The sequence below is a fragment of the Pseudotamlana agarivorans genome (assembly GCF_001642835.1).
Lineage (GTDB): Bacteria > Bacteroidota > Bacteroidia > Flavobacteriales > Flavobacteriaceae > Pseudotamlana > Pseudotamlana agarivorans.
This window is the reverse complement of the sequence record NZ_LXEI01000002.1, coordinates 112,305-138,269: the sequence shown is the minus strand read 5'-3', so window position 1 is coordinate 138,269 and position 25,965 is coordinate 112,305. Positions and strand designations below refer to the sequence as shown.

Genomic DNA, 25,965 nt, shown 5'->3' with positions numbered 1-25,965 from the left:
TTTTTACTTTGAAACTTTGTAGCTCTGTAGCTCTGTAGCTCCAATATTAGCTAATTCAAACTTGACACTTAAAGATTCCACCTTACGTCGGAATGACAATGCGTTTTCAAACAAACTTTTAACTTTTAACTATTGACTGTTGACTGTTGACTGTTGACTAAGAAACTATCCATCTTTGAAGCTTTGAAGCTTTTTAACCTTATAACTTTGTAACCTTTTAACTTTCCAATTCCAAATCAACAAACTTAAAATGAGTTCCATCAAAAAGGCCTTTGTCACTTAATTTTAACGACGGAATTACCAATAAAGCCATAAAGGAGAGCGTCATATACGGTGCATTTAAGGTGCTACCTAATTGTTTGGCCATTTTATCAAGTTCGGCGTAGGCTTTACCAACCGTTTGGCCATCTTGATCGCTTATAATACCAGCCACTGGAAGCGGTAAAATTTTTGAATCTGAATTAGAAACAGCACAAACACCACCTTTATGTTCAATAATTAAATTAAAGGCTCTGCAAATCGCCTCATCACTAACACCAACTGCAACAATATTATGGGAATCATGCCCAACTGAAGCTGCAATAGCGCCTTCCTTTAAATTAAAATTTTTAATAAAAGCCAAAGCTGGAGGCTGATTTTGGTAACGGTTGACAACCGCCATTTTTAGAACATCTTTATCTGTATTTGAAACTAAATTTCCGTTTTCAATAGTTACAGATTCAATAATTTCATTCGTGATTAACTGCCCTTCTAATGCTTCAATGACGCGAATTTCCTTTGCTGAGGACATCACTTTAAATTCTGAAACCTCTTTTAAACCGCAGTTGAAGTTATTCAAATTTTCAAATGAAACTGGTGAAATTAATGATCTGCCTTCATCAAATACTAAACTCCCATCGATATAAGTTTGGAGGGTCTTAAAATTCACCAAATCTTCCACAACGATACAATCGGCTGCTTCACCAACTTTCAAAGTACCCACATCTAGGTTATAATGTTTAACCGGATTTATGCAGGCCATTTGTAAAATCTTAAACAGATCGATATCCTTTTTCACAGCCCGAGCACACAACTGATTGATATGACCAATCAATAAATCATCGGGATGTTTATCGTCGCTACAAAACATCATATTTTCAAAATGTTCTGGCACCAAATCGATTAATGCGTCGAAGTTTTTAGCGGCACTACCCTCACGAATTAAGATTTTCATCCCTTTTTGAAGCTTTTCCAAACCTTCTTCATAGGTAAAACTTTCATGATCGCTTGAAATTCCAGCGTTAATGTATTTGGTTAATTTATCTCCAAGCAGTCCTGGCGCATGGCCATCAACAGGTTTGTTAAAATGCTTTGCCCAGGCTATTTTTTTAAGTACTTCTTCATCATCAAAAATCACCCCTGGGTAATTCATCATTTCGGCTAAATATTTTATATCCTCTAGCTCTAAAAGTTTTTTGATGTCTTCAGAATTTATTTCAGCACCAGCCGATTCAAAACTAGTAGCTGGCACACAAGATGGCGCTCCGAAATTAAATTTTAATGGTACTTTTTTACCATTTTCAATCATGAATTCCACGCCTTCAACACCAAGCACATTAGCAATTTCATGCGGATCGGAAACCGTAGCTACCGTACCATGAGCGACAGCCATTTTTGCAAATTCGCTTGGCACTAACATGGAACTTTCAATATGAATATGAGCATCTACAAACCCAGGAAGTATATAATGATTTACCTCATGATCCTTTTCTTCTATAGAAACAATTTTTCCAGATTCGAAGGTTATTTCTCCTTTAAAAATTCGTTTTTGATGGATGTCAACAATCTGCCCTTGTAGTTTCAAAATGATTTAGTTTTTAATTTCTATTTTTAAAATGGATGTGGTGTTTGAAGTCACTTTAAAGCGGTTATCGGCGCGTTTATTGACTACCCAAACAATAGCTTCTCCACTGCACAACAACCAGACATTTTCTTTATCAAGCAAAGACATTTTTTCGTCTTTAAAATACTTACTCAACTTCTTTTTTCCCTTCATTCCCAGAGGATAAAACACATCGCCTTCCTGTTTTTTTCTTAAGATTAAAGGATATTTTAATAGATTTTGATCAACATAAATCACCTCTGGTGAGGTTTCCAAAACGGCATCAACCTGACTAAAAGCTAAAGTTCCAAAAGGCGTTTCCTTAGTCCGTTCTTCTTCTGAAATTGAAATATTTTCGGTTGCATCTTGCGCTATCTCGCTCAGCAATAAATGATCTCTATTTTTAATTAAGCGGTATGTATTTGATAGCACTTGTTTTCCTGTTTCGGCATCCAGCAGGTTTAAAATATCGTCCCAAGCTGTAAAACCAAAATCTTTAAAAGTTTCATATAAAAACGCTTTAGGTTGTGCCTTTTTTTTGAATTCTGAAATTTTAAATTTTACGGTGGTATCGTCTATATTCTCAATCGTTTTACTCAGAAAATCATTTATAGACTCATCAATAATATCGGAAGCCCCCTGTAGGTTATGAAGCGTAGTTTCAAAACTATTTAATAAACTCGGATTGATTTCTTTTAAAATAGGAATCACCTCATGACGAAGTTTATTCCTAAGGTATTTTACCGATGCATTGCTACTATCGTCGCGCCAAGCGATCTGGTTTTCCTCAGCAAATTCGTGTATCTGAGCACTTGAAAACCTCAATAAGGGTCTTACAAACTTTTGGTTGACTTCGGGAATACCTGTTAAACCTTCAATACCAGTTCCTCTGGTGAAATTAATTAAAAAAGTTTCCAGATTATCATCGGCATGATGGGCTGTTAAAATATAGTCGAAACCCAATTGTTCCGACAATTCATTAAACCAATTATAACGCAATTCGCGAGCTGCCATTTGTATGGAACGCTTTTCATCTTTGGCGTATTTTTCAGTATCAAAATGCTGTACAAAAACCTCTAAATTCAGCTTATCTGCCAGTTGTTTCACAAAAGATTCATCGGCATCGCTTTCTTTTCCGCGCAAGTTAAAATTACAATGCGCCAAGGTAATATTTAGGCCTGCTTTATCACATAAATGCGTCAAAACCACACTATCTATACCTCCTGAAATGGCGATAAGCAGCTTCTTCTCTTTTAAAAAATGAAAATGATTTTCAATGTGTATTTTGAATCCTTCTAACATGGTAATAAATATACAACTTGTAATATTATTTCGTGGATAATTCGGTTAGCAAAGACAACGACCTCTTTACCCCATATGGTTATGGCTTTTCTAAAACGGTACGCATCGCCTTAGCCTTTATCAAGCACTCTTCATATTCACGAAGGGCATCACTTTTGGCCGTAATCGCACTTCCCACCGAATAAGACACATAGCCATTACTTTGGTTATATAGAATACTTCGAATAACCACATTAAAGTCGAAATCGTTTTGCGGGGTAAAATAACCAATCGCTCCAGAATAGACGCCGCGTTTGGTTTCTTCGAGATTTTCAATGATTTTCATGGCTGAAATTTTTGGAGCGCCCGTCATACTTCCCATTGGAAAGCTACTCTTAATAATATCGACTGGATGTGTCGTGGCTTCAACCGTTGAACTTACCGTTGAAATCATTTGATGCACTTGCTCGAAAGTATAAATCTCACACAGTTCTTCAACCTTGACACTGCCTTTTATGGCGGTTTTAGATAAATCGTTGCGCACCAAATCGACAATCATGATATTCTCGCTGCGTTCTTTTTCGTCTTTAGACAAATCGCTTTTTAACTGTTCGTCTTTTTCCTGATCCTTAGAACGTTTAGCCGTTCCTTTTATAGGTTGTGAAATGACATGCACTCCATCCTTCTTCAAGTAACGCTCTGGCGAGGCACTTAGCACAAACTTATCGTTCATTTTAATGAAAGACGCAAAAGGAGCTTTGGAGATGCTATTTAATTTTTTATAAGTTTCTAAAGGATTGATTTGCGTGTTTTCGGCATAAAACTCCTGACAAAAATTAGCTTCATAAATAGCACCGTGCTTAATATGTTTTAGCATGGCATTCACTTTCTCACAGTATGCATCTTTATGAATGCGTAATTTTATCTTGAGGGCTTCAGATGCATGGTCCTGACTTTTGTCTTCAAATTTATGAATCGCTTTTATATCGGTTTCAAGCTCGTCATCAACTGCTTTTAAATATTGAATTTCAACCGATTCTCCTTTAAATAGAAACAGTTTTTTAGGTTGAAAAAAGTATAAATCTGGGAATCCTAATCCATCGTAGTTTTCAGATTGGAGTACTTCAACATCATTTTTTAAATCGTAGGTTAGATACCCAAAAATCCAATCTTTCGTTAAACTCTGATATTCCTTCAGTTTTTCAAAAGCCTGAAAATAATCGGTTTGAATACAGGTAAAGGCATCAACTGCTAAAACCGCATCGTATTTTGAATATTTTTCATCATACTGATTAGAATCTAGCCAAACCAAGTCGTCGTATTGCAAACTCCACTGTAAGGCTTTTTCCTTAAATGAAGCGACATCATCTAAATGATAAATTTGTTTTGTTCTCAAGCTTAAAATTTATGCTGTAAAGTTACTTAGAATACTTAAAAAATTGCAAGATTTGTAACTTAGTTTAAATAATCTGTCATGTTTACATTAGAAAATAAATACCTGGAAATCGCTGTAAAAAAAACAGGTGCCGAATTATGCCAAATACGCGCTAAAAAACATCAAACTGACTTTATGTGGGATGCGAACCCTGAGATTTGGAACAGTTATGCGCCCAATTTATTTCCGATTATTGGCGCCTTAAAAGATGGCACATATATGTTTGAAGGGCAATCATTCCAGCTACCAAAACACGGTTTAGTTAGAAACAACTCTGATGTGACACTTCACAAACAATCTGAAAACAGCCTAACTTTTAAACTGGGTTACAGCGAAAAATCGTTAAAAATCTATCCGTTTAAGTTTGAATTCTATCTCACCTACACTTTAGAAGAAAACAAATTAACACTCACACATGAGGTTAAAAACGTGGACTCCAAACCCATATATTTCTCGCTTGGCGGACACCCTGCTTTTAAATGTCCTGTTTTTGAAAATGAAGATTACGAAAATTATACCTTAGAATTTGAACAAGAAGAAAACGCCAAAACCCATGTGATAAACATGGAAAACGGACTCATTTCTTCTGAAACCAAAACCATATTCAACAACACAAAAACACTACAGCTAACTCATGTTTTGTTTCGTACCGATGCCCTTATTTTTAAAGATTTAAAATCGAAAAAAGTAGCCTTACACAGTAAGAATCACGGCCCCATTTTAACGGTTAGCTACCCTGACTATCCGTATTTAGGCATTTGGGCAAAACCTACGGGTAATTATGTGTGTATCGAACCATGGCTGGGCATTGCCGACCATGAAAACACCAATCAAGATTTTAAATCCAAAGAAGGGATTATAAAATTGGAAACCCAGAAGTCTTACTTAGCAAGCTATTCAATTGAAATTGCCACAACGCATTTAACATAAATAGAATAATAAGCGTAACTTTGCCAGCTAAATAGTACGCTTAAACCATGTTTGGTTGGCACAATAATTACGGAAACCTTCTTTTTATGGCAAATTTTCAAGACTTAAACTTAAACACACCATTATATAATGCCCTTGATGATTTAGGTTTTACAACCCCTACGCCCATCCAAGAGCAAGCCTTTAATGTGGTAGCTTCAGGAAAAGATGTGATTGGTATTGCACAAACAGGTACAGGAAAAACCTTTGCCTACATGCTACCTATTTTAAAGAACTTAAAATATTCTAGACAAGAAAATCCGAGGGTTTTAGTTTTAGTGCCTACCCGTGAATTAGTTGTACAGGTTGTTGAAGAAATTGAAAAACTTTCCAAATACATTAATAATCGTGTGCTTGGGGTTTATGGAGGCACCAACATTAACACGCAAAAACAAGCTATTGCCGAAGGATTAGACATATTAGTAGCTACACCAGGCCGTTTATACGATTTAGCTTTGAGTCGTGTGTTGCAACTTAAATCCATTCAGAAATTAGTGATCGATGAGGTGGATGTGATGTTAGATTTAGGATTTAGACACCAATTAATCAATATTTTCGATATTCTTCCGGAACGCCGACAAAACATCATGTTTTCGGCAACTATGACTCAGGATGTGGATTTATTAATTAATGATTTCTTTAAAAATCCAGAACGTGTATCCATTGCTGTTTCTGGAACACCACTAGAAAACATCAATCAAGTACGTTACAAGGTGCCTAACTTTTACACAAAAGTGAACCTGCTTACAAACTTACTGCAAGACACCGAGCAGTATAACAAAGTGCTTATTTTTGTGGCATTTAAACGTATGGCAGACCGTTTATTTGAGCAATTAGACGAGTTTTTTAAGGAAGAATTATGCGTGATTCACTCTAACAAAACTCAAAATTACCGTTTACGAAGCATCGAACAATTTAGAGAAGGTCACAACCGTATTTTAATTGCTACCGATGTGATGGCTCGTGGATTGGATATTGATAATGTATCCCATGTTATTAATTTTGACACCCCAGAATATCCTGAAAACTACATGCACCGTATTGGTAGAACCGGTCGTGCTGAACGTTTGGGTGAAGCTTTAGTTTTTACAACTGAAAAAGATCAGGATGCAATTGAAGCCATTGAAAGTTTAATGAAAATGCAAATTCCTGTATTGGAAATGCCTGAGGAAGTTAAAATTTCAACAGAACTAATTGAGGAAGAGCGTCCGCAAATAAAAGAGCGCAACAACCCTACAAAGCGTAAAGACGAGGATGTCCCTGGACCAGCTTTCCATGAAAAATCAGCTAAAAACTCGAAAGAAAATTTAGGTGGTTCTTATAAATTTAAAATCGCTGCCAAATACAAAAAGCCTAAAACTAGAGGCGATAAAAATTACAACAAGCGCAATAAGAAAAAGTAGTTTTTCCCTTTATTTATTGTAATTTTAATCATCCTTTTCTAATTAACTAGTGAAGTCAGATTATGTTACAAAAAATAAAACATAGCTTAATGTATGTCAGATTCTGAAAAGTTTGCTAAAACTGCCCATTTACTTTTAGAAATCGCATCCCTTTTAATGGTTTCTGGAGCTAACACCAGTAGAATCCAAAGAAGTATTAATCGTTTTGCCGCTGCTTTAAACTTTACGGTTCACACATGGATTCATCAAAAAACCATTATTATGACCTTAACGGATGAGTCCTCTAAAGTTAGCGACACCAGAGTATTCAATTTACCTCCGCATGCCATAAACTTTAAAACCATTTCGGAAATTAGTAAAGCCAGTTGGAAAGCACAGCGCGAAGACTGGGACATCGACAAAATAACAACTGAAATCGAACGTATTAAAAGCTTAGATAAATACCCCAACATCGTCGTTTTAATTGCTGTAAGTTTTGCTGTTGCTGGGTTTTGTAATATTTTTAAAGGCGATTACCTTAATATGACCGTCGCTTTTGTGAGCGCTTTTACAGGACTATGTGTTTCACAACAAGTACATAAAAGACATTACAATTTATACGTTCGTATATTTTTGGCTTCACTCACGGCTTCGTTAGTGGCTTCATTGGGTATTGTATTTGATATTGGCGCTAACCCACAAACCGCTTTGGCCACTTCCATCCTATTTTTAATTCCGGGAGTGCCTCTAATCAATTCATTTACAGATTTATTAGAAAACAACATTTTGAATGGTCTGGCTCGATTCGCAGTTGGACTAATGATCGTCTTAGCCATTGCAACAGGTTTGTTTTTGGCCATGTCTATTTTTTCAATAAACCGTGTTTAAAGTATGACTGAAATTTTATTACATTTATTAGAAGTGTCCTTTTGGTCTGGCATAGCCGCTGTAGGTTTTGGTATTTTATTCAACGTACCCAAACAAACCATTTTAAGCATTTTTATCTTGGGGTTTTTAGCCGGTTTAATCAAATTTAGCATTTTACACCACGGTCATCATATTGCTTTGGCTAGTTTGGCTGCTGCTTCATTTGTAGGCTGGGCGAGCATTCCCATCGCCCATAAAATTCATCATCCGCCAGTAGTTTTTTCTATTCCTACCATGATTCCTATGATTCCCGGTTATTTTGCCTATGAAACCATTTTATCTTTAATGAATTTTGTGTTTGTAGAAACCGATCCCGAAAAGCGCCTTTTACTCATAGACGCCATGTTTTCTCACGGATTTAAAATGATTTATGTATTAATAGGTTTAACTTTTGGAGTGGCGTTGCCTCTATTAGTTATGAATAAAGGGAGTATTAAACAGTTGAGATAAGGCTGAGGACGCCTCCATAACCGTTAACACAAGATTGTTCTTCATAAATATCATCAAGGTCTTCGAGCGGAGCCGAGAAGTTTTGGCTTAACTGAAACTACGTTGTTCTAGACTCCGCTCGAACACCTAAAATATGCAACTATACAGACCTATTCGAGCTTTCTTAAAAATAACAAAACAAAAAAACGAGGCAGCTTCAATGAAACTGCCTCGTTTTATATGTTAGAATATAATCTCTAAAAATTAAATATGAAGTGCACGATCTTCAGTAGCTGCTAGAGCTGCTTCTTTAATCGCTTCAGTAAATGTAGGATGCGCATGAGACATACGAGAAATGTCTTCCGCGGAAGCGCGATACTCCATAGCCACAACCGCTTCGGCAATCATATCGGCAGCACGAGCGCCAACCATATGTACCCCTAAAATTTCATCGGTATTTTTATCAGCTAAGATTTTTACAAATCCGTCTAAATCCATACTCGCTCTACTTCTACCTAAAGCACGCATTGGGAAAGATCCTGTTTTGTAAGCCACTCCAGCTTCTTTTAATTGCTCTTCAGTCTTACCAACTGTAGCAACTTCTGGCCATGTATAAACCACACCTGGAATTAAGTTATAATCGATGTGAGGTTTTTGTCCTGCTAAAGTTTCAGCAACAAAAACACCTTCTTCTTCAGCTTTATGAGCTAGCATCGCTCCTTTTACAACATCACCTATAGCATAGATGTTAGAAGCACTCGTTTGTAAGTGATCATTCACTTCAACACGACCTCTATCGTCTAATTTCACACCAGCAGCTTCAGCGTTAAGCCCGTCTGTATAAGGACGACGACCCACAGAAACTAAACAGTAATCCCCTTTAATTTCAACTTCTTCGCCTTTTTTATTATCTGCTTTAATCACAACCTCGTTTCCTACAGTTTCAACAGATTTTACTTTATGAGACAAGTTCATTTTAAACTTCGCCTTTTTAAGTACTTTATTAAGTTCTTTAGATAAACCAGCATCCATAGTTGGGATAATACGGTCCATATACTCAACCACAGTAACCTCGGCACCTAAACGTTTGTAAACCTGACCAAGCTCTAAACCAATAACACCACCACCAATAACAACTAAATGTTTAGGGATTTCCTTTAATTTTAAAGCTTCAGTAGAGGTAATAACACGTTCTTTATCTAATTTGATAAATGGTAAGCTTGATGGCTTACTTCCTGTAGCGATAATCGTGTTTTTAGCTTCAATTTCGGTTGCTTCTTCACCGGCAATAGTAATATGCGTAGCATCTTTAAAACTTCCTAAACCTTGATAAACATCAATGTTATTTTTCTTCATTAAAAAATCGATACCGCCTGTAGTTTGATCAACAACCGCTTGTTTACGAGCGATCATTTTTTCCAAATTCACTTTAATGTCACCTGGAATTTCAATACCATGTTCTTCAAAATGCTTTACGGCGTCTTCATAATGGTGTGAAGAATCTAAAAGCGCTTTACTTGGGATACATCCCACATTTAAACAGGTTCCGCCAAGCGTTGCGTACTTTTCTATAATGGCCGTTTTCATGCCTAATTGTGCGCAACGAATCGCTGCTACATATCCTCCAGGACCCGAGCCAATAACGGCTACATCGTATGAATTCATAATATATTTATTGTAATTATCTTAAATTAATGTCAGAATCAAAAATACGAATGTTTTACGCTTCAACAATAAAAAACAAGGGTTTATAAGTTGAATTGGCAATTTCTAAATTTAAGATGATAAATTTTCCTAATTATCTTAATAATCATTCTAAATACCAAAATATTTCTATAACGTTTTCGTATGTGATTTGTTTAAAATTTTAACATAAAGACTATTACTTATCTGAATTACGGATTAAAAACCAATATATTCATCAGTTTTTTCATATTTTATATGTATTAATTCTTAAATAAATCATATATCATGGAAGATCATATTTATAAAATTATCGAAATTGTAGGAACATCAAACACATCTAGCGATGACGCCGTTTCTAACGCTTTAGCTAAAGCCTCAAAAAGTATTCAAAACTTAAGATGGTTTGAAGTGACCAACACCCGTGGAAATATTGAAAACGGCAAAGTGGGTCGTTGGCAAGTAACGCTTAAAATTGGCTTTACCATGAACGATTAAAGTAAGGCCGCTTACAATTTATGCAATGAAAAGGCACAATATTTAAGACACAAATTAAAAATTGTTTAGTTTTGTGCTCCATGCAGAAAAAGATAAACATACAGAATAAAAAGGCACGGTTTCAATATGAAATTTTAGACAAGTACACGGCAGGCATAGTGCTAACGGGTACCGAAATAAAATCGATTAGAAACAGTCGCGCGTCTATAGCCGAAAGTTTTTGTGAATTTAATGACAAAGGCGAACTCTTTGTGATTAATATGACCATTGAGGAATATATTTATGGCACTTACTATAACCATAAACCCAAAGCCGAACGCAAACTTTTATTAAATAAGAAAGAGCTAAAAAAACTGAATAAGGAAGTTCAAAACACAGGACTTACCATTATACCCCTACGCATGTTTATTACAGACAAGGGGTATGCTAAGCTAGACATTGCTTTAGCTAAGGGTAAGAAATTATACGACAAACGTGAAACAATTAAAGATCGCGACAACAAAAGAAACCTTGATCGCGTTAAAAAAATATACAAGTAGTGCTGACTTTTGGCTTTAAATTTGATGCGGATAAAAAAATCAATTCTAACCTCATGTTAAAAAATCTATCCTTACTTTTTGTTTTTGTCATAACATTTAGCTTACAAGCCCAAGACGCTACCAAAACGGATACTACTGCTGTAAAAAAAGTAGAATTTACTATAGATAAAGAAGCGGTTTTAACTCTAGACGGCACGATAAAAAGTTTTTATAAAGTCATTTCTGCAAAAAAGGACACGGTTAGAAACTGGAAGCAATTCAAGTATTTATTTAAAAAAGATGCCAAATTAATTCCTTGCGGAAAAGACAAAATGGGCGTTTACCACGTGGGATATTTATCGCCCGATGAATACAAGAAAAAATCTAGTGATTGGTTTAAAAACAACGGTTTCATCCAAAATGAAATTCACAGAAAAACTGAAATCTATGGAAATATGGCCCATGCCTTCAGTACGTTTGAAGCCTACCATAAAACCTCTGACGAAGAACCTTTTTTAAGAGGCATTAACAGCATTCAACTTTTGTACGATGAAGAGCGCTGGTGGATTATCAACATCTATTGGACCCATGAAACTTATCGTAACCTCATCCCTAGAGATTATTTGCCGCCTCGAAAAAAAATCTAGTTTTTATCTTCTAACAAGGGTACGAATCTAAATTCTCCAAATTCTTCTTGTTCGAATTCTTTTGGACCTTTTCTTGTAAACATGGTCATGATTTGCACATCATCGCCCACAGGAATTACGAGCCTACCTCCTACTTTTAATTGTTTTAATAAGGGTTTAGGCACAAAAGGAGCTCCGGCTGTTACAATAATGCCATCGAAAGGCGCTTCTTCCTCCAACCCAATATAACCATCACCAAAAATTAACTTTTTAGCACGATATCCTAATTTTGGTAAAAAACGACTGGTAATTTTAAACAGTTCATTTTGACGCTCAATGCTGTAAACTCTAGCACCTAACTCACATAAAACGGCTGTTTGGTAACCACTTCCGGTACCTATTTCTAAAATTTTATCGCCACGTTTTATTTGAAGTAATTCCGATTGAAAAGCTACGGTATATGGTTGCGAAATGGTTTGATCGGCCGCAATAGGAAAGGCTTTATCTTGGTAAGCATGGTCTAAAAAGCTAGAATCCATAAATAAATGACGAGGAATATTTCCTATCGCCTTCAATACATTTTGATCTTTTATGCCTTTGCTAATTAAAACATTGACAAGCTGTTGTCGTAAACCTTGATGTCTGTACGTATCTTTCAAATTGGTTGGGAGTTTGGTCTACAAAAATACGCGAAGCTGCTTAAGTGCAAAACCATTTTTTATATTTTTATTTTTAGTTTTTATCAGACCAAAAAATAAACCTAAATCCCACTATCATACTTTAATTATCTTATTTTTGTTGAAAACCTAAAAAATTATGCTAAAAGCTGGAGTACTAGGTGCAGGACACTTAGGTAAAATTCATTTAAGACTTCTTAATCAATCTGAAAAATATAATCTTGTTGGTTTTTATGATGCCAATGAAGAAAATGGTAAAAAGGTTGAAGCCGAATTTGGATATAAATTTTTCAACTCAATTGACGCGCTTATAGATGCTGTAGATATCGTTGATATTGTTACCCCGACACTTTCGCATTACGATTGCGCTAAACAAGCCATTTCCAAAGGCAAACATATATTTATAGAAAAGCCCATTACCAATACTGTAGAAGAAGCCGAACACATTCGTGAACTGCTTGCCGAACATAATTTACGCGGACAAGTAGGTCACGTAGAGCGCTTTAACCCAGCGTTTACAGCGGTAAAAGATCATATTAAATCGCCCATGTTTATCGAAACACATCGTTTGGCAGAATTTAACCCTCGAGGTACCGATGTACCTGTGGTTTTAGATTTAATGATTCACGATATTGATATTATTTTGAGCATTGTAAAATCTAAAATAAAACACATTTCGGCCAGTGGTGTTGCTGTGATTAGCGAAACACCAGATATCGCTAACGCCCGACTAGAATTTGAAAACGGCTGTGTTGCCAATTTAACGGCGAGTCGTATTTCACTTAAAAAAATGCGTAAGGCCCGTTTCTTTCAAAAGGATGCTTACATCTCGGTAGATTTTCTAACGAAAAAATGTGAGGTCGTAAAAATGAAAGATGCCCCTGAAACTCCTGGAGATTTTGATATGATTCTTCAGAATGCCGAAGGTGTTAAAAAACAAATCTACTTTGATAACCCCGAGGTTCCAGACAACAATTCGATTTTAGACGAATTAGAAACCTTTGCAGATGCTGTAAATAACGACGAAACGCCAATCGTATCTTTACATGATGGCACCGAAGCGCTTCGCGTGGCTACTCAAATTATAAATTGTTTCTAGATGAAAAATGTAGCAGTTATAGGTGCAGGAACTATGGGCAACGGTATCGCACATACCTTTGCACAAAGCGGTTTTAATGTACAATTGATTGATGTAAATCCCGATGCCATAAAAAAAGGCATGCAAACCATTACTACCAATTTGGACCGTATGGTTGCTAAAGAAAAAATTACAGAAACCGATAAAACAGCTACCCTAGATCATATAAAAACCTTTACAAATCTAAAAGAAGGCGTGGCTAAAGCCGATTTAATCGTTGAAGCGGCTACCGAAAATTTAGATTTAAAACTCAAAATATTTAAAGACATAGACGAAGCGAGCTTAGAAACAGCCATTTTAGCAACGAATACTTCATCCATTTCCATTACGCAAATCGCAGCGGCTACTTCAAACCCAGAACGTGTTATTGGCATGCATTTCATGAATCCTGTACCAATTATGAAGTTGGTAGAGATTATTCGTGGGTATAATACCAGTGACTCGGTTACTAAAACCATCATGGATCTTTCTGAAACTTTGGGCAAAGTACCTGTGGAAGTTAATGATTACCCTGGTTTTGTTGCCAACCGTATTTTGATGCCTATGCTTAACGAATCGATTGAAACCTTATACAACGGCGTAGCTGGCGTTTATGAAATCGATACCGTAATGAAACTCGGCATGGCTCACCCTATGGGACCTTTACAATTAGCCGATTTTATTGGTTTAGACGTCTGTTTATCTATTTTAAATGTGATGTACGACGGCTTTAAAAACCCTAAATACGCTCCATGTCCCCTATTAGTTAATATGGTGCGTGCTGGAAAATTAGGCGTTAAGTCCGGCGAAGGCTTTTACGATTACTCGGAAAGTAAAAAGGCCGAAAAAATTGCTACTCAGTTTTTAAAATGACCTGAACTACAATATAAAAAATAATATATTTTAAGTTTTTTGTCATTTCGAAGGAAGGAGGAAGGAAAGACGAGAAATCTCACTATATAGAGATTCTTCCTCATACTTCGTCTGAATGACAGCTAAACCTTAAAACCCTTGTTGCTTTTAATGCTTCAAGAAAAAAAAGCTAATAATGACTATTTCAGAAAACCTGAAACACATACAATCAACCTTACCAAAGCATGTCACTTTGGTAGCGGTTTCTAAAACCAAACCTGTAAGCGATTTAATGGAAGCTTACGAGGCTGGACAACGCATTTTTGGAGAAAATAAAATCCAGGAAATGGTAGAAAAACACGAAACCATGCCTAAAGACATTCAGTGGCATATGATTGGCCATGTGCAACGCAATAAAGTGAAATACATGGCTGAATTTGTCAACCTAATTCACGGTGTCGATAATGAAAAGCTATTAAATGAAATTGATAAGCAAGCAAAAAAACACGACCGCATTATTGATTGTTTGCTTCAGATAAAAATAGCTTCGGAAGATTCAAAATTTGGTATGATGCCAAGTGATGCTGAAGCGATTTTAAAATCGGAAGCCTTTTCAGCATTAAAAAACATTCGAGTAATCGGACTCATGGGCATGGCAACATTTACGGAAGATGAAAACCAAGTAAAGGCAGAATTCAGCACCTTAAAATCGGTGTTTGAGTCTCTAAAACACATAGATAACGGAAACTGTAAACTACAAACCATTTCCATGGGGATGAGTGGCGATTATCAATTAGCTATCGAATGTGGCAGCACTATGGTTCGTGTTGGAAGTAGTATATTTGGAGAAAGGAATTATAATTGATTATTTATTATTGATGATTAAACATACCGCCTAAAGCATGCAGCACATTCAACTTTTAACTTCCAACTTTTAACTTTTAACTTTTATTTTTTGTACGCAATATTAGACATAGAAACAACGGGAGGGAAATTTAATGAAGAAGGCATTACCGAAATAGCCATCTATAAATACGACGGTCATGAAGTGGTCGATCAATTTATAAGCTTGATTAATCCGGAACGTGAAATTCAGCCCTTTGTGGTGAATCTTACAGGGATAAACAGCAACATGCTACGCAATGCGCCTAAATTTTACGAAGTTGCCAAACGCATTGTTGAAATTACCGAAGATTGTATTCTAGTGGCTCATAATGCCCAATTCGATTACCGCATTCTGTGTACAGAATTCAGACGCTTAGGTTTTGAGTACGAACGCAGATCCCTGTGTACTGTAGAACTGGCAAAAGATTTAATTCCCGGACAAGCCTCATACAGCCTAGGCAAGTTAGTGCGTTCTTTAGGTATCCCTGTTACCGACAGGCACCGTGCCTCGGGTGATGCTTTGGCAACGGTGAAATTATTCAAATTACTATTGGATAAAGACACTAATAAAACCATCATTAAAAATGCTATAAAAACTAGTCCTAAACAAAAACTAGAACCTAAACATCTAGATATTATTGCTGAGATGCCGGCCATTACAGGCGTCTATTACATACACCAAGAAGATGGCGAGATTATTTATATAGGTAAGAGCAACAATATTAAAAAACGCATCAATCAGCATTTTACAAATACCAATTCCAAAGCAAAACGAATACAAGCCAAAGTAACCTCGGTAACCTACGAAGCCACAGGTAGTGAATTGGTGGCGCTTTTAAAGGAAAGTGAAGCTATAAAACGTTTAAAACCCAGATTTAATCGTGCTTTACGTCGTTCCATATTTAATTATGCGCTGTATCGATTTGTAGACGAAAACGGTTATATCAATTTAAAAATAGACAAGGCCGATGGTCGAAAAAAAGCCATAACCACTTTTAGCAACCTGCAAAGCGGTAAAAGCTTTATCACCCGAGCCGTTGAAGAATTTCAACTCTGCCAGAAACTTGCAGGTATATACAAAACTAAAACCAGCTGTTTTCATTACGATATTAAAAGCTGTTATGGCGCCTGTATTCAAGAGGAATCGCCCGAAGACTATAACAAACGTGTGCTCGCCTTAATAGAAAAATACAGTTATGCTAATAAAAATATGGTTATTGTAGATCGCGGTCGCGAAGTTGATGAGCGCAGCGCTATTCTCATTGAAAACGGACTTTTTAAAGGCATCGGGTTCTTCAACTTAAACTACCAAATTAATAACCTCGAAGTTCTCGAATCCATTATCACGCCCATGGAAAACAATCGCGATACGCAGCATATTATTCAAAGCTATATGCGAAGAAACAAGCGTTTAAAAATTGTAGTCATAGACAAATAACAAAACCTACAATACTTTTCTTATTTTTGATGTTATGACGACGCCTAAAAAAAACTGGAAAACCAAGCTTTTTGTTATTATCTACGGTACTAACACGCCTGCGGGAAAACTGTTTGATGTCATTTTACTCTATACCATAATCGCTAGTATTTTACTAGTTATGCTAGAAAGTGTAAAAAGTATCGACGAGCATTATCATACCTTTTTAAATATTTCGGAATGGATTATCACCATTCTCTTTACCATAGAGTACATCCTTCGTGTGGTGACTGCAAAAAGACCTTGGCAATATATATTTAGTTTTTACGGACTCATCGATTTACTGTCTACCATACCAAAATACATCTCATTATTCTTAGGAGGGATTCATGCCCTAGCGGCTTTACGTGCCCTAAGATTACTTCGTATTTTCAGAATTTTAAAACTCGGCAGATATTTAGGAGCTTCTCATAACCTATTAAATGCTTTAAAAGCCAGTCGAGCCAAAATCTCAGTATTCCTCTTTGCCGTACTTATAATTGCTGTTATTCTAGGCACCATTATGTACATGGTTGAAGGCGAAGAAAATGGCTTTTCTAACATTCCTAAAAGTGTGTATTGGTGTATCGTAACCCTTACCACAGTAGGTTTTGGTGATATTGCGCCACAAACCCCATTAGGACAATTTATAGCGGCTCTGATTATGATTTTAGGTTATGGCATCATTGCAGTTCCAACAGGTATCGTATCTGTAGAATACAACAACCAAGCGTCGAACTCCAAACAAAGCGACGAAAAGACGCCAGAAACACCTCAAAAAATTTGTCCGAACTGTTTAGCTGAAAGTCATCGGGAAGGTGCAAAATTTTGTTACCGTTGTAGTGAAAAACTTTAGGGTCTTTTGGGCGTTACCCCGCTCTGGCGGGGTCAGGCTTTCCGCTGCAATCTTTTTATATTTTCACCATTGAAAAGACTTCTATTTTACAAGCCAAATCGCAGTTTAAAACCTAGACCACTTATACAAACCTTATAAAAAGGATTTCCACTCCAATCCTTAACGCGGGCGTGCAGCTGTGGTTAGAGCTTTCTTAAAAATAGTTCTTGTTTAAGAGTGTAGTGTGTACTTTTTGAATTTCTCTATATTATTCAAAATATTCTTATTAATATTTTAGATTCAAGTAAATAGGACAAATCCATAACTAACAGAAAAAATCGTACTGGTTTAATTCTCTGAAAAATCAAATTATTTCGGATTAGTCCAACCTTCTAAAAAAGCTCCTAAAGCAAAGTTTAGAAATAAAACTAAAACCACGATAGAGAAAACTATTCCTATAATTTTAAAGATTTTTATTTCGTTTTTTATCATATGACGCTCAATTTTTAAGTTTCTTTAAAAATATCAACAAACTTGACATTCATTTTTTGCATTGCTAATTTATTGAAAAATAGATTTAAATAAAATTTTTAGCCAACGAGATATTTCCAGTTAAACTACTATATTAATTCTAAATCTTCTTAGATAGTATTCTCCCTAGGAGTGACTACAGGGGTGTTTTCTCCTTCATTAATTTGCCCCAGTTTACACTAGTATTTCATCAATATTTCAAATAATAAAACCCCAACAATACCATCAAAAAAACAATTATTCAGTATTATTTCAATTATAAGATTGTCTAAACATTAATAATTTAAAGGTTTTACAATCAAGTTATCAAATCTATTTAGATTCAGTTTAAATAAATTGCCCATATTAAAATGTATGAATATATTTGCCCTGTTTTTAATAAGTCTAAATAAGTTGAGATATTTAATTGCTTCATTTTTAATAATTTGTTTTTTTACAACACATGCCCAAGTTGAACTTAGTCATATAAATGGAGTTGTTACCGATACATCAAAGCAACCGCTTTTAGGAGTTTCCGTTACTTTATTAGGAACCAACAAAGGCGCTCCTACTAATTTAGATGGTATCTATACAATAAACGAAATCCCTCCTGGCGCTTATACTTTAAAAGTTTCTGCTATGGGGTTTAAACCCCAAGAACTTAGTGTAAAATTAATAGCTGGAAACACACTAATTAAAGATGTGATCCTCATTGAAGACATTTCACAATTAGAACAAGTTACCGTTAACGGAAAATCTAGAGCTTCCAAAATAGAAGAAAAAGGCTTTACCGTTAACGTGATAGAAACTCAAAAACTTAAAAGTCAAAGTGTTGAAATTAATACTGTTTTAGGTCATGCCCCTGGTGTGCGTGTAAGAACCACTGGTGGTATAGGCTCCGATTTTGAATACTCTTTAGATGGCATGTCGGGGAATGCAATAAGCTTTTTTATTGATGGTATTCCAATGGATTATTTCGGTTCATCTTATTCAATAAATAATTTGCCTGTAGCCCTTATAGAACGTATTGATATTTATAAAGGTGTTGTTCCTGTCGATTTAGGTTCCGATGCCCTAGGTGGTGCTATTAATTTAGTTACCAACCAAGAAGCCTCCAACTTTCTTGAAGCCTCTTATTCCTTTGGCTCGTTTAATACACATCGTGCTGCCTTACACGGGCAATGGAAAGCTAAATCGGGATTTACAACCAGACTCTCTACATTTTACACCTATTCGGATAATAATTATAAAGTTTGGGGACAAGGCGTATACTACGCAGAAGAAGGCACTGGAAAAGCAATAGAATTTACAGAAGATAATCCCGCAGAAAGATTTAATGATGATTTTAGAACCCTGAGTACGAAATTAGATTTGGGTGTCACTCAAAAAAAATGGGCCGATCAGTTTTTTGTTAGCATCTTAGCTTCCGATCAAAAAAAAGGCGTACAAACAGGCCAAACCATGGGACATGTTTACGGAGAAATGCGTAATAATGAACAGGTTCTTATGCCTAGCCTAACCTATCAAAAAAAGGACTTAATTACCAAAGGTTTAAACCTAAGTGCCTTTGCAGGTTTATCATACAAAAAAGAAGTGGTTATAGATACCACAACATCACGCTATGATTGGCGAGGTGAAGTTATTGGAATAAACCCTGATGGTGGTGAAATTGGACGAACAGGTAAATCGCTATACACACAAAAAGATGTATCGAATATATATCGTGTGAACACCACTTATCAATTACCTTCAAATTTTAAATTAGGAGTTAATTATTTATATACTGGAACCAACCGTACAGGTGACGACCCGTTTGCTGCTCAGCATAAAATCCCATACTCAGAACCTCAAAATATAAGTTCTAATTTTGCTGGCCTATCTCTAGAAACCACAAAGTTTAATAATAGATTACATGCTAATGCCTTTATAAAATACTATGGTTTTAATTCCTCAATAAACGACTTGGTTTACACCACAGAATGGGAAATTGTTAAACACGAGAATAGCGTTTCTAATTGGGGCGGTGGTTTTGCTACATCATACAAACTTTATCGAAATCTTCTACTTAAAGCATCTTTAGAGCAAGCAACAAGGCTTCCAAGTGCTACAGAAGCCCTTGGTGATGGGGTAACTATTTCAAATAATCCAGATATAAAACCTGAACAAAGTTTTAATCTAAACTTCGGGGTTGCCTTAGGCAGGTACGACTTAGGTGCTAATAATGGATTAAAAATAGAGCTTAATACATTTTACAGGAATGTTTCAGATAAGCTTCAACTGAATGTGCAAGGCGGTCAAGAGATTGGGCAGTTCGAAAACATAAGAAAAGTATCTGGAACAGGTGCTGAATTAAATATGGTATTGGATTTTAATCAGAAGTTAAAACTTAGCTTAAATGGTACTTATTTAGACTATAGAAATAATCTTAAGGTAGACGAAAATGGCAATGACAATATTGTATATGGAGACCGTCTTAGAAACACACCCTACTTATTAGCAAATGCTAATTTAGAATATGATGTATTAGATGTTTTTCAAAAAGACTCTAGACTATTTACCTACCTACAATCTGGATATGTTCACGAATTTTTCCTGCGCTGGCCTAGCTTAGGGAGTCAGGACAGCAAAAGTGTAATTCCTACGCAGCTGGTTTTTGATGCAGGTATTGGGTATACTTTTCCCTCACAAAAGTTAATCCTTTCACTAGATTTATCAAACATACTAAACGAGCAAGTGTATGATAACTTTTTATTACAAAAACCAGGAAGAGCTATATTCTTTAAAATCAATTATAAAATCTTAGAATAATAAATAAACCTAAAATAATTAAATACGATGACAACAAAAAGATTAATAAACACGACAGTCATTTGCTTATTTCTAGCCCTTAATTTCACTTTCGTTTCATGTAGTGATTCTGATGATAATGACGATAATGGAGGAACTCCAAATCCTGAAAACACAAAATATTTAGTAGGTGCTGAAGTAGACGCTGAAGGCTACTACCTAACAACTGATAACATTTCATCGGGTTCAATTTCTATCGTAGGAAATGGTGCTGAAGGCTATGCAAATTTATCTGTTACTGTAGATGGATACCTTTACATTCTTAACAACACCGAAGGTTTAACAGAAAAATTTGAATTAACTGAAAATGGTCCAGTTAAAGTAGATGCTATTTCTAATGCAGTATTAACACCAGGGGCATTTTTCCGTTACATACAAGCTACCGATAATGGTGATTTATTTTTATCAAACAACCCAGATGATAATGGTCAAGTACCTTACGGAATCATCGATATCGACACTTTTTCAGCTACTAGCTCTGGTTTTATTGCTTTCCCTTCAGTGGAAAACAAAACTAATTTATGGTCAAACGGATTAGTACAAGGAGATAAAATTTATTTTGGAACATTATACGGAGATCCTGCTACGTGGGGGCAACTTTCTGAGAATTTAATTACTGTGATTTTTGACTATCCGTCATTAACAAACCCAACAGTTATCGAATCTGATGCCTCTGCAGGAATGACTGCTGGTTACCGTACTAACGGTTCTTTTGCTACCGAAAACGGTGAAATCTACCAATACAATATCACAAGTTCATTATGGTATGGAAACGATGAAGTAGCTAACGAGCCTTCGGTTTTCGTAAGAATTACAGATGGTGATTATGATGATTATAAGCTTGATGTATCTGCACACTTTAATGAGCCTATTTCTATTTGGAATGCATGGTATGCTGGTAACGGTATTGCTTATGCTAATGTAGTTCGTGTAGCCGATGTTCCAGAATGGGGAGATCTTAATCAAAACACGGGTACTTTAGTTGAAATTGACCTTTACAACAACACGGTAACCGAGCTTACTTTACCAAAAGCATCATTTGTAAATATATTTACGTTGGATTGTGTTGAAAACGGAAAATTCTATATTCCAGTAAGTATTACTGGTGGTGATGCTAGTATTTATGAACTTACAATTGGTGGTGGTGCTAGTGCCTATTCAAAAGGAGCTTCTCTAGATGGCAGCAACGTTTATGTAAATGCATTATTTAGAAATTTCTAATACCTACAAAAATAAAATGCGTTTATTTATTCATTAAATAAATCATATTTTTGTGCTAAATATATTTAACCTCAACCAAATAATTAATTTTGGTTGAGGTTTTTATTATGAAACAAGCAATTAAAAACACACTACATAAACTTCACCTTTGGCTTGGTTTAGTATCAGGCCTAGTGGTATTCGTTGTGGCCATTACGGGTTGTATCTATGTGTTTTCATACGACATAAAAGAAGTCATTTACAAGGACAGAGGCCATGTTGAAGTACCAGCCGACACCTCAAAAGTGAGTATAACAGCATTGGTAAATACGGCTTCGGGAGTATTTGACAACAAATATCCCTTTCAAAATATTGTAATCACCGACGAGCCTGATCACGCCATTAGTATAAGCTTTTTGGAAATTGATAACACCGCTTTTGGTTACCACAATTACATGAAGTTTTACAAAACGGTTTATTTAAACCCGTATACCGGTAAAATCATTTATATAGAAAACACAAAAAACGAGTTTTTTAATGTCATGCTGGCTGTACACATGAATCTATACATGGGTTACAATGATTATAGCCACTATATCATTGCAGGTGCTACGTGGATTTTTGTTTTTATGCTTATTTCAGGACTAATTTTATGGTGGCCTAAAAAATCACAACGCAAACAAAGCTTTTGGTTCCGTTGGAAGAAAACTTCAAAATGGCGACGTAAAAATTATGATTTACACAGAATTTTTGGTTTCTACATGCTTTTAATCGCGCTTCTTTTAGCATTAACAGGATTAATGTGGGCTTCAAAAAGTTTCAATAGTTCCGTGAAATGGGTCGCAAATGGGGGAAAAACTATTCCCTATAGTAAAATATCTGATCCCAAAAAAACAATATATCAAGATGAACCCTTAGATGTTATTTTTCAATCTACACTAACAGATTTCCCTGATTTTAAATATATTTTAATACGAAGACACCCAAAACCATCCATTCCTTATATAGTTCGAGCTTACGGACATGAGACCCAAAACTATAAACGTGTTGAAATGTATTATGATAAAAATACTGCCGAATTACTAGATACCTTTTATTTTAAGGACAAAAATAATGGTGAAAAAATACAAGCCTTAAATTATGATTTACACGTAGGTAGCATTGGCGGATTACCAACACAAATACTCATGTTTTTTGCCAGCTTATTAATAGCATCCATGCCTATAACAGGGATTTTAATTTGGTATGGCAGACACTATAAAAAGCGTAGAACTAGGGTTAAATAACGTTTCCAACTCGGTATCGGTTAATGTTGGGTTCGATACGACCAAACAGACAACCAGGTATTAATTTGTTACAGTGAGCCTTTCGGAGTGCTTTTTTATGTATTTTTCATACCCCACATCACAAAATATCTCGAAACCTTTGTGCAATCCCTTTTTCAATATAACTTTACAAAATATTTAAACACAAGCGTCATCAATTCAAAAGCCAAATATTTAATTGCTGTTGTTGGACCTACGGCCATAGGAAAAACGGCGTTAAGCATTAAGCTCGCGGAACATTTTCAAACCGAAATTATTTCGGCCGATTCACGTCAGTTTTTCAAAGAAATGAGTATCGGAACCGCGGCTCCTACTCCCGACGAACTTGCCGCTGCACCGCATCATTTTATTCAGCATAAATCCATTCAAGAAAATTACAATGTTGGTGCTTTCGAAAAAGAGGCTTTAGGTTGTCTAGATGATTTATTCCAAAAACACGATGTTCTTATTATGGTTGGAGGCTCAGGCTTATACGTTGATGCTGTAACTAAAGGCCTGGATTATTTTCCCGAAGTCGACTCCAATATCCGAGAAAACCTCAATAAAACACTGGAAAAAGAAGGTTTAGAAGTGTTACAAAACAAACTTAAAGACTTAGACTTAAAAAGCTACAACACCATCGCGATTGACAATCCGCACCGCGTGATTAGAGCCTTAGAAATTTGTATTGGAACCAACAAACCGTATTCATCATTTTTAAATAAAGGCAAAGAAAAAAGACACTTCAAAACCATGACCGTTGGTTTAACTGCCGATCGTGAGATTATCTACGACCGTATCAATAAACGTGTGGATATTATGATGGAACAAGGTTTGCTAGAAGAAGTGAAACGTTTACAAGAACACCAAAACTTAAACGCTCTAAACACGGTAGGTTACAAAGAAATATTTAATTATCTAAATGGAGAATGGCCTTTAGATTTTGCAGTTTCAGAAATCAAAAAAAATTCACGCCGTTTTGCTAAACGCCAATTGACTTGGTTTAAACGAAATGAAGAAACTTTGTGGTTTGATTATTTGGACCCTTTAGATGCTATTGTTAAAGCTATTGAAAAGACACAGGTTGAAACTCTAGAATAAACATCTATTGATGGAACTACTCCTCCATCTCTACCGTGCTAAACTTCGCATTAACCACGATATTTTTTCCGCTATCCAGTGACCCTGCTGAAAAAGTAGAAAGGTTTTCTTTAGCCGATTTTTTAGGATGCGAAAAGCGAGATCGTGTGCCTTTATACTGGAAATGACAAGCGGTTTCAGGTAGTTTTATTTTGGCGTTAGAATTTTGAAGGATCACATTAACACTGGAAAACTTATCACTAATATTTAAAATTTTCAAATCCCCAATATTTCCATCAATCACAGCACTTTTTATCAAATTATCAATGGTGATTTTTGAAGAGTTTAAATTTAAAGTCAAGTGATTCACTGCATGTAATTCAGCCTTATCTACATAATTTAATTGCAAGGCGCCAGCATTCCAGTTGGCGATATAAATTGGCGAATACGAAGCATTGATGGAAGTTAAACTCCCATCAATACCTTGTGCTTTAAGTTTGGTGTAATCTAAATCTGCCTTTAAATTTTCTACATTATCGGCAAACTCGATTTCACCATATTTTACTTTCACCTTTAACTTTGAGTTTTTAGGCATTTTTATTTTAATCGTCCTTTTAACTTTTGCATCGGCGTGCCCTTTAACCATACGTTCTATTTTACGCTGTCTATCTTCTTGCAAAATAATGCGCTCTTCGGTTTGCGTGGCATGCATTCTTGCTCTTTCGGCCATCCTTCTGGCTTGCATCGCTTCCGCTCTTTTTTGCTGCGCCTCTATCCTAGCGGTTTGACTCTCCAATTGTTTGGTAAGGCGTTCGCTCCAGGCTTCCATTTTTTCAGCATATTCTTCAGAGTTCATGCGTGCTTCAAACTCTTCTGCCCAAGCCTCCATTTGTTTTCCGTATTTTTCACCCCATTCTTTGCCAAACTTTTCGCCCCAAGCTTCCATTTTTTTAGCAAAGTCATCGCCATATTTCAATTCAATTTTCTTTGAGTACTTATCTAAATACTTATCACCTTCTTTTTTATACGCCTCGTAATCAAAACGTACATCCGTAATACCTTCAGGCAATTCTGGAAGCTCCGGGAGTTCTGGCAATTCTGGTAATTGAGGCATCTCGGGAAATCCAGGAGGCATAGGCGCATCGGGAGCTAGTGGCACTTCAACGTGAATATCTACATCGGGAATATCGGCCAATTCATATTTTAACTCCTTTATAATGGCTTCAACAGCTTCATCATCTTCATAGGCAGTGGTATTTACCACCCAAACCTGAGGTCCGCTACCTTTTGTACTTATACGCACTTGGTCGGTAGATGCATCGACATCAATATTCCAAGCCTTTAAAGCTTTTTGTAAATCTTCAGCGCTAAGTTGATCGCCTTCAATATAAGCTTCAATTTCAACGGTATCTCTATTCCATGTATCGAAAACAATGTTACAATGACTGGTGTTCAAATCGATCTTAACATCTTTATTGACTTTAATCGCTTGAGACACTTTGGTTAATTTTTGTTGTGCAAACAAGTTTCCTGCTAAAAGCAAGCACAACATGATTACAATTTTATGTTTTATGATTCTGTTCATTTTTTGAT

23 protein-coding genes are annotated in these 25,965 nt (G+C 35.9%); 16 read left to right on the top strand and 7 right to left on the bottom strand.

The genetic code is table 11. The features are described 5' to 3' along the window. Positions 1-217: 217 nt before the first annotated feature. The 3 genes from ade to pabB form a co-directional block, all read right to left on the bottom strand. Complete coding sequence (ade, locus tag A6I66_RS03980; protein WP_067145845.1) at positions 218-1,843, bottom strand: adenine deaminase; 1,626 nt, start codon at positions 1,841-1,843, stop codon at positions 218-220. Between the two features lie 6 nt (positions 1,844-1,849). Continuing rightward, on the bottom strand, positions 1,850-3,163 hold the full coding sequence (gene tilS, locus A6I66_RS03975; protein ID WP_067145842.1) for a tRNA lysidine(34) synthetase TilS: 1,314 nt from the start codon (positions 3,161-3,163) through the stop codon (positions 1,850-1,852). Positions 3,164-3,242: 79 nt separating this feature from the next. Next, positions 3,243-4,538: an aminodeoxychorismate synthase component I gene (pabB, locus tag A6I66_RS03970; RefSeq protein WP_067145840.1), complete on the bottom strand. Its 1,296-nt coding sequence runs from the start codon at positions 4,536-4,538 to the stop codon at positions 3,243-3,245. Between the two features lie 78 nt (positions 4,539-4,616). Here pabB and A6I66_RS03965 point away from each other — a divergent pair, with 78 nt between their 5' ends. The 4 genes from A6I66_RS03965 (at position 4,617) to A6I66_RS03950 (ending at position 8,305) form a co-directional block, all read left to right on the top strand. Further along, on the top strand, positions 4,617-5,507 hold the full coding sequence (locus A6I66_RS03965) for an aldose 1-epimerase family protein (RefSeq protein ID WP_067145838.1): 891 nt from the start codon (positions 4,617-4,619) through the stop codon (positions 5,505-5,507). Positions 5,508-5,593: 86 nt separating this feature from the next. Beyond that, positions 5,594-6,949, top strand: coding sequence for a DEAD/DEAH box helicase (locus A6I66_RS03960; RefSeq protein ID WP_067146532.1), 1,356 nt, complete (start codon positions 5,594-5,596; stop codon positions 6,947-6,949). A 93-nt stretch (positions 6,950-7,042) separates the two neighbouring features. Beyond that, positions 7,043-7,816 carry a threonine/serine exporter family protein gene (locus tag A6I66_RS03955; RefSeq protein WP_067145836.1) on the top strand — a complete coding sequence of 258 codons (774 nt, stop codon included), beginning with the start codon at positions 7,043-7,045 and terminating at the stop codon, positions 7,814-7,816. A gap of 3 nt (positions 7,817-7,819) precedes the next feature. Then, positions 7,820-8,305 carry a threonine/serine exporter family protein gene (locus A6I66_RS03950; RefSeq protein ID WP_067145834.1) on the top strand — a complete coding sequence of 162 codons (486 nt, stop codon included), beginning with the start codon at positions 7,820-7,822 and terminating at the stop codon, positions 8,303-8,305. Positions 8,306-8,548: 243 nt separating this feature from the next. On the opposite strand, the gene lpdA is transcribed toward A6I66_RS03950, so the two are convergent. Beyond that, a complete protein-coding gene (gene lpdA, locus A6I66_RS03945; protein WP_067145832.1) occupies positions 8,549-9,949 on the bottom strand; it encodes a dihydrolipoyl dehydrogenase in 1,401 nt (466 codons plus the stop codon). Between the two features lie 306 nt (positions 9,950-10,255). On the opposite strand from lpdA, the gene A6I66_RS03940 reads away from it, so the two are divergent. The 3 genes from A6I66_RS03940 to A6I66_RS03930 all read left to right on the top strand — a co-directional run bounded on the left by A6I66_RS03940 (position 10,256) and on the right by A6I66_RS03930 (position 11,630). Then, positions 10,256-10,465: a dodecin gene (locus A6I66_RS03940; protein WP_067145830.1), complete on the top strand. Its 210-nt coding sequence runs from the start codon at positions 10,256-10,258 to the stop codon at positions 10,463-10,465. An 80-nt stretch (positions 10,466-10,545) separates the two neighbouring features. Next, complete coding sequence (gene smpB, locus A6I66_RS03935) at positions 10,546-11,004, top strand: SsrA-binding protein SmpB (RefSeq protein WP_067145828.1); 459 nt, start codon at positions 10,546-10,548, stop codon at positions 11,002-11,004. A 53-nt stretch (positions 11,005-11,057) separates the two neighbouring features. Further along, entirely contained in the window at positions 11,058-11,630 is a 573-nt protein-coding gene (locus A6I66_RS03930; RefSeq protein WP_067146530.1) for a hypothetical protein, read from the top strand. Here the strand turns inward: A6I66_RS03930 and A6I66_RS03925 are convergent. After that, on the bottom strand, positions 11,627-12,268 hold the full coding sequence (locus tag A6I66_RS03925; protein ID WP_067145826.1) for a protein-L-isoaspartate(D-aspartate) O-methyltransferase: 642 nt from the start codon (positions 12,266-12,268) through the stop codon (positions 11,627-11,629). The genes A6I66_RS03930 and A6I66_RS03925 overlap by 4 nt on opposite strands. A 157-nt stretch (positions 12,269-12,425) precedes the next feature. Between A6I66_RS03925 and A6I66_RS03920 the strand changes: the two genes are divergently transcribed. The 5 genes from A6I66_RS03920 (at position 12,426) to A6I66_RS03900 (ending at position 17,452) form a co-directional block, all read left to right on the top strand. Beyond that, the gene (locus tag A6I66_RS03920) at positions 12,426-13,385 is read left to right on the top strand and encodes a Gfo/Idh/MocA family protein (RefSeq protein WP_067145823.1); all 960 of its coding nucleotides are present in this window, start codon (positions 12,426-12,428) and stop codon (positions 13,383-13,385) included. Next, positions 13,386-14,276, top strand: a complete 891-nt coding sequence (locus A6I66_RS03915; RefSeq protein WP_067145821.1) for a 3-hydroxyacyl-CoA dehydrogenase family protein — start codon at positions 13,386-13,388, stop codon at positions 14,274-14,276. It abuts the gene before it with no gap. A gap of 175 nt (positions 14,277-14,451) precedes the next feature. Further along, complete coding sequence (locus A6I66_RS03910) at positions 14,452-15,120, top strand: YggS family pyridoxal phosphate-dependent enzyme (RefSeq protein WP_067145819.1); 669 nt, start codon at positions 14,452-14,454, stop codon at positions 15,118-15,120. A 90-nt stretch (positions 15,121-15,210) separates the two neighbouring features. Next, positions 15,211-16,578 carry an exonuclease domain-containing protein gene (locus A6I66_RS03905; protein ID WP_067145817.1) on the top strand — a complete coding sequence of 456 codons (1,368 nt, stop codon included), beginning with the start codon at positions 15,211-15,213 and terminating at the stop codon, positions 16,576-16,578. A 34-nt stretch (positions 16,579-16,612) separates the two neighbouring features. Beyond that, the gene (locus A6I66_RS03900; RefSeq protein WP_067145815.1) at positions 16,613-17,452 is read left to right on the top strand and encodes an ion transporter; all 840 of its coding nucleotides are present in this window, start codon (positions 16,613-16,615) and stop codon (positions 17,450-17,452) included. Between the two features lie 348 nt (positions 17,453-17,800). Here A6I66_RS03900 and A6I66_RS17005 read toward each other — a convergent pair whose 3' ends face one another. Next, on the bottom strand, positions 17,801-17,923 hold the full coding sequence (locus A6I66_RS17005) for a hypothetical protein (protein ID WP_262509411.1): 123 nt from the start codon (positions 17,921-17,923) through the stop codon (positions 17,801-17,803). A gap of 432 nt (positions 17,924-18,355) precedes the next feature. On the opposite strand from A6I66_RS17005, the gene A6I66_RS03895 reads away from it, so the two are divergent. The 4 genes from A6I66_RS03895 (at position 18,356) to miaA (ending at position 24,393) form a co-directional block, all read left to right on the top strand. Continuing rightward, on the top strand, positions 18,356-20,749 hold the full coding sequence (locus A6I66_RS03895; RefSeq protein ID WP_067145812.1) for a TonB-dependent receptor: 2,394 nt from the start codon (positions 18,356-18,358) through the stop codon (positions 20,747-20,749). A 27-nt stretch (positions 20,750-20,776) separates the two neighbouring features. Continuing rightward, complete coding sequence (locus A6I66_RS03890) at positions 20,777-22,009, top strand: DUF4374 domain-containing protein (RefSeq protein ID WP_067145810.1); 1,233 nt, start codon at positions 20,777-20,779, stop codon at positions 22,007-22,009. A gap of 107 nt (positions 22,010-22,116) precedes the next feature. Further along, on the top strand, positions 22,117-23,274 hold the full coding sequence (locus tag A6I66_RS03885) for a PepSY-associated TM helix domain-containing protein (RefSeq protein WP_157614073.1): 1,158 nt from the start codon (positions 22,117-22,119) through the stop codon (positions 23,272-23,274). 192 nt (positions 23,275-23,466) lie between these two features. After that, on the top strand, positions 23,467-24,393 hold the full coding sequence (gene miaA, locus A6I66_RS03880; RefSeq protein ID WP_067146528.1) for a tRNA (adenosine(37)-N6)-dimethylallyltransferase MiaA: 927 nt from the start codon (positions 23,467-23,469) through the stop codon (positions 24,391-24,393). Between the two features lie 16 nt (positions 24,394-24,409). Here the strand turns inward: miaA and A6I66_RS03875 are convergent, their stop codons facing one another. Further along, the gene (locus tag A6I66_RS03875) at positions 24,410-25,957 is read right to left on the bottom strand and encodes a DUF4097 family beta strand repeat-containing protein (protein ID WP_067145806.1); all 1,548 of its coding nucleotides are present in this window, start codon (positions 25,955-25,957) and stop codon (positions 24,410-24,412) included. Between the last annotated feature and the right edge of the window lie 8 nt (positions 25,958-25,965).

Bases quoted from the DNA above. Each gene is read 5' to 3' on its own strand.
- A6I66_RS17005 (WP_262509411.1), bottom strand. From the start codon at position 17,923: ATGATAAAAAACGAAATAAAAATCTTTAAAATTATAGGAATAGTTTTC.
- A6I66_RS03900 (WP_067145815.1), top strand. From the start codon at position 16,613: ATGACGACGCCTAAAAAAAACTGGAAAACCAAGCTTTTTGTTATTATC.
- smpB (WP_067145828.1), top strand. From the start codon at position 10,546: ATGCAGAAAAAGATAAACATACAGAATAAAAAGGCACGGTTTCAATAT.
- A6I66_RS03915 (WP_067145821.1), top strand. From the start codon at position 13,386: ATGAAAAATGTAGCAGTTATAGGTGCAGGAACTATGGGCAACGGTATC.
- A6I66_RS03875 (WP_067145806.1), bottom strand. From the start codon at position 25,957: ATGAACAGAATCATAAAACATAAAATTGTAATCATGTTGTGCTTGCTT.
- A6I66_RS03885 (WP_157614073.1), top strand. From the start codon at position 22,117: ATGAAACAAGCAATTAAAAACACACTACATAAACTTCACCTTTGGCTT.
- tilS (WP_067145842.1), bottom strand. From the start codon at position 3,163: ATGTTAGAAGGATTCAAAATACACATTGAAAATCATTTTCATTTTTTA.
- A6I66_RS03955 (WP_067145836.1), top strand. From the start codon at position 7,043: ATGTCAGATTCTGAAAAGTTTGCTAAAACTGCCCATTTACTTTTAGAA.
- A6I66_RS03965 (WP_067145838.1), top strand. From the start codon at position 4,617: ATGTTTACATTAGAAAATAAATACCTGGAAATCGCTGTAAAAAAAACA.
- A6I66_RS03930 (WP_067146530.1), top strand. From the start codon at position 11,058: ATGTTAAAAAATCTATCCTTACTTTTTGTTTTTGTCATAACATTTAGC.
- A6I66_RS03950 (WP_067145834.1), top strand. From the start codon at position 7,820: ATGACTGAAATTTTATTACATTTATTAGAAGTGTCCTTTTGGTCTGGC.
- lpdA (WP_067145832.1), bottom strand. From the start codon at position 9,949: ATGAATTCATACGATGTAGCCGTTATTGGCTCGGGTCCTGGAGGATAT.
- A6I66_RS03940 (WP_067145830.1), top strand. From the start codon at position 10,256: ATGGAAGATCATATTTATAAAATTATCGAAATTGTAGGAACATCAAAC.
- A6I66_RS03910 (WP_067145819.1), top strand. From the start codon at position 14,452: ATGACTATTTCAGAAAACCTGAAACACATACAATCAACCTTACCAAAG.
- A6I66_RS03890 (WP_067145810.1), top strand. From the start codon at position 20,777: ATGACAACAAAAAGATTAATAAACACGACAGTCATTTGCTTATTTCTA.
- A6I66_RS03920 (WP_067145823.1), top strand. From the start codon at position 12,426: ATGCTAAAAGCTGGAGTACTAGGTGCAGGACACTTAGGTAAAATTCAT.
- A6I66_RS03960 (WP_067146532.1), top strand. From the start codon at position 5,594: ATGGCAAATTTTCAAGACTTAAACTTAAACACACCATTATATAATGCC.